The organism is Synechococcus sp. R55.8 (assembly GCF_047461895.1).
Taxonomy (GTDB): domain Bacteria; phylum Cyanobacteriota; class Cyanobacteriia; order Thermostichales; family Thermostichaceae; genus Thermostichus.
The window spans coordinates 12,364-16,355 of record NZ_JANSIB010000049.1 but is presented as its reverse complement, the minus strand read 5'-3'; the positions used below and the strand labels follow the sequence as shown (position 1 = coordinate 16,355).

Below are 3,992 nucleotides of genomic sequence, written 5' to 3'. Positions count from 1 at the left end.
TACTTGGAGTATTTGCTTTATCCCTGGGCCTTTTTCTCTTTTTTCTAGAGCATTTCTTGAAGCTGCAGTCGCTTCAAATTAGGGTGGACACCTGAGCTACTGATCGCGCCAGCGGGACGGAGTCCTTGAAAAGACTTCTGGCCCTATGCATTATTGCTCTACAACACTGACGCGACCAACGTTTCGGGTGTGGGCACAGTATCCTAGTTTGAACCAAAATGAGCATAACGATCTCCCAAAACTCAGGCAAGAAAAACCTAGAGATACCGCGTCATTTGCACTCGAAAGCGGCCTTTTTTCGTTTCGGCTACCTCTTCGATTTGCAGCCGACCACGACCGCGAATGGCAATCCAATCCTGAGGGCCAACGGTGTAGCTGGCTTGGGTAATGGGCTTCCAATTGACCCGCACTTCCCCCCGTTGGATTTCTTCCACCATTTTGCTGCGGGAGATGCCAAACCCAGCTGAGGCTACCGCATCCAGGCGCAAAGAGGCTTCCACGCTGGTGATGGATTTGACGCGGGGGGGTTGAATGTTCAACTGGCTCAGGGGGATCCGGCTCACTTTGACAGGCACTGTGCGCACCTGAGTCAGGTTTAGGGCGAGGTAGTCCACCATTTCGGGCACAACGATGGCCTGGGCGCCTGAGTCTCCCAACACAAGGATGTCTCCCACTTTCTCGCGGGCGATGCCGGCTCCCAAAAGGGCTCCCAGAAAATCGCGGTGGGTAGCCGGGTCGAAGAGAAAGTTGCCCTGAATCTGAATGGCGGCCAATGGGATCCCTTCTGGGTCGGGCTTGGGATCCCGGACATCCAGACCCACCTCAGAGCGAGCTAGGGCCAAGCGCTGGCGCTCTGCTTGGGGGTACCCTCCCCAGGCCCCCACTTGTAGTTCGGTCAAGTTGCGCAGCCGAGCTTGCACCTCCGCTATTTCGGGTGGGGAAAGGAAGTCGCTCCAGACCACTTGCCAGGTCTTGAGGGCTTGCTCTCCCAAATCCAAGACCCGTGCCAAGGTTTCTCGATACTCTGCCCCTTGCAACAAATCGGCTCTGGGTAGCATTTTGAGGCGCTTCGACCTTTGTAGTTCAGTCCCGTTTTTCCCATGCTAAGCTAGATAGCCGGAATCGCGGCGGGCGTAGCCAAGCGGTTAAGGCAGAGGATTGTGGATCCTCCATTCGTGGGTTCGAGTCCCATCGTCCGCCCTTGAGGGAAATCGCGAAAATCCAGTCAGGGCAAGGGCTGCAGAGGCCAGTCCATCTATCTAGACCCTGCCCAATGAAAACAAGCAACACCCCATCTGGACGCAAAAATCGTGAAGGGAGTCGTCAAGGCAATCTGCAGCCCCTGGCTCTCCCCCTCAAAACAAGCTCGGTTAGGGTCGTTTCAGGTTAGGGTGAGACACCTGGGCTACTGATCGCGCCAGCGGGACGGAGTCCTTGAAAAGCCTTCTGGCCCCATGCATTCAATGTCTTGGGTGTGGGTGCAGTGTCCTGGTTTGCATCGAAACTGCCTTACGGGTGAACTCACTAAAACTCCGTCCCGCCATTGTGAACACAGCTCAAGATTAGGGTTCCCACTTCGTCAATGACACCTGTCCAACCGGCTTCGATCACCGCCGTTGCCTCCGGCATCTCGACAATTGCCGGCCCGCGCAGTTGAAACCCCACACCCATGCGCTGCCGATCGTAAACCGGCACCGAGCACATCCTGCCCCCAAACCATGCCTCTCGCCGACCCTTGAGGGGATCCCCTGGCAAAGGGTGGGGTGCAGTCAAAGGCACGGTGGGTAGGGCCTGCACCGCCTGTAGACGCAACTGAATTGCCTCCACCGGCTGGGCCAAATCCTGCCATCCATAGCGTTGTCGGTGGGCCTGGTGAAACTGTTGCTCCAGATGAGGAATCGGATCTGACAACCGCACCGGGATCTCCAACTCAAAAGACTGGCCGCGATAGCGCAAGTCCAAGCTGAAGTGCAACGCCGGCTCCTGCAGATCGGCTCTCGCCTGGCGGATCAGGGGTTCTGCCCATTGGGCCAGCAGGGATCCCCCTGAAGCGGACGTGAGCTGCCGCAGAGGTTGGAGGATGGCCCGCCGATAGTCTCGCCGCAGATCTGCCAAAGCCATTCCCAGCGCCGAGAGCACCCCACAGGCAGCCGGGATCAAGATCGTGCGGATGCCCAGCTCTTCTGCCAAAGCACAGGCATGCATCGGGCCTGCCCCACCAAAGGCCAGCAGGGCAAAATCGGCGGGATCCAAACCCCGCTCCACGCTGATCACCCGCAAGGCCCGCGACATAGCGACGTTGGCCAAGGTGCGAATGCCAACGGCAGTTTCCTGCAAGCTCAAGCCCAAGGGATCCGCCAGCGTGGCAATAGCCTGTTCCGCTAGCCCCCGCCGTAGCTGCACCGAGTCGCCCAGCCGACCGCCATCCGGCAGGTACCCCAGCCAGAGGTTGGCATCGGTAACCGTCGGAGCCCTTCCCCCCCGACCGTAGCAGGCCGGCCCGGGGTTGGATCCGGCACTCTCTGGCCCCACCTGGAGCCCACCGCCGGGCAGCAAATGGGCCAGGGATCCGCCGCCGGCACTGACGGTGTGGATATCAATTTGGGGCTGTTGCACGGGCAAGCCACACACCACCGCTGCGGGAGTAACCTGGGGGATCCCATCTTGGATCAAGGCCACATCCGTGCTGGTTCCCCCCATATCGAAGCTGAGCAAGTGGGGGTAGCCACTCAGGCGACCCAGATAGGCCGCCCCATAAACCCCGCCTGCCGGCCCTGAGAGCAAAGCCACCGAAGCATGGGCCGCCGCCTGAGCAATGGAGGTCACCCCGCCGGAAGACTGCATGATCAACGGTTGGGGGATCCCTCGCTCCCGACATCCTTGGGCCAAGCGGTGCAGGTAGCCCGCCAGTGCCGGGCTGAGGTAGGCATCGATGGCGGTGGTGCTGAAGCGCTCGTATTCGCGGAACTCCGGCGCCACCTCGCAAGACAGGGAAAGGTGCAGATCGGGAAAAGCCTGCCGCAAGGCCGTCCCCAGCCGCTGTTCGTGCTCCGGGTAGAGAAAAGAAAACAAAAACCCCACCCCAATAGCGCGGATCCCATCCCGCTGCACCCGTTCCCCCACCTCCTGCACCACCCGCCGGATTTCGGCATCGGTGAGCGGCTCCAACACTCCGCCCGCGCTGCAGCGCTCCTTCACCTCCAGGCAATGGTGGCGGGGCACCACTGGCTCCGGCTTGGGCTGTGTCAGGTCATACAGAGAGGGGCGGTTTTGACGGGCAATGGCCAGCACATCCCGAAAGCCCGCCGTGGTCAAAAACAGGGTGGGGGATCCCTTGCGCTCCAGCAGCGCGTTGGTGGCCACCGTCATGCCATGGCAGAACAGGTCAACCCGGAGCTCTCCTTGGAGCGCCCCCAGCTTGTCCAGCGCCGCAAAGACTCCCTCCTCAGGGCTGGGGGTAGACAGCACCTTCGCCGTCTGAATCTGGCCGTCGCGCAGGAGCACCAGATCGGTAAAGGTGCCCCCCACATCGATCCCCAGGCGGGCCAAGCCTCGGCTTGCTTCCGTCTGATCCAGATTGGCCGGATCGAGGTTGCTACCCAACGCTGATGCGACCATGGCTTCCATCGTGCATTTCTTTTGCCTTCTTCTGGGGCCAGCCCTTGGTCGGACTATGGCTATGACGCCTGGCTTTTGTAACGGCAGAGACAGGCTGACCGGCGCCCCTTCGTGTAGCGAGTGTAGCTCAGCAACTTCTGTCTTTTTTGGAGTTTGGAATAGTCACCACCTCTAGCTCGGAAGTCCATCGTTGCCTTTCACCAGCCCTGCCCGAACGGCATCCAAAAACTGACGGGCAGTGCGACCGGAAAAGCCGTTTTGCTGTTGGGCCCAGATTAAGGCCTGGCGGCGCAGGGCATCCAGAGATTGGGTGAAACCCAGCCGCTGGGCCAAGTGTTCTACGGTTGCCAGGTAATCTCCCTGGGTGAAGGGGG

3 protein-coding genes and 1 tRNA gene are annotated in these 3,992 nt (G+C 60.2%); 1 reads left to right on the top strand and 3 read right to left on the bottom strand.

The features are described from left to right. Positions 1-257: 257 nt before the first annotated feature. Complete coding sequence (locus tag NW829_RS06665) at positions 258-1,058, bottom strand: photosystem II S4 domain protein (protein WP_414416718.1); 801 nt, start codon at positions 1,056-1,058, stop codon at positions 258-260. A 69-nt stretch (positions 1,059-1,127) separates the two neighbouring features. On the opposite strand from NW829_RS06665, the gene NW829_RS06660 reads away from it, so the two are divergent. Beyond that, a tRNA-His gene (locus NW829_RS06660) sits at positions 1,128-1,200 on the top strand. A gap of 324 nt (positions 1,201-1,524) precedes the next feature. On the opposite strand, the gene NW829_RS06655 is transcribed toward NW829_RS06660, so the two are convergent. Further along, complete coding sequence (locus NW829_RS06655; protein ID WP_414416717.1) at positions 1,525-3,618, bottom strand: hydantoinase/oxoprolinase family protein; 2,094 nt, start codon at positions 3,616-3,618, stop codon at positions 1,525-1,527. A gap of 171 nt (positions 3,619-3,789) precedes the next feature. Further along, positions 3,790-3,992 (bottom strand): DUF815 domain-containing protein (locus tag NW829_RS06650; RefSeq protein ID WP_414416716.1); only part of this gene is annotated, 203 nt, incomplete at its 5' end.

Bases quoted from the DNA above. Each gene is read 5' to 3' on its own strand.
- NW829_RS06665 (WP_414416718.1), bottom strand. From the start codon at position 1,058: ATGCTACCCAGAGCCGATTTGTTGCAAGGGGCAGAGTATCGAGAAACC.
- NW829_RS06655 (WP_414416717.1), bottom strand. From the start codon at position 3,618: ATGGTCGCATCAGCGTTGGGTAGCAACCTCGATCCGGCCAATCTGGAT.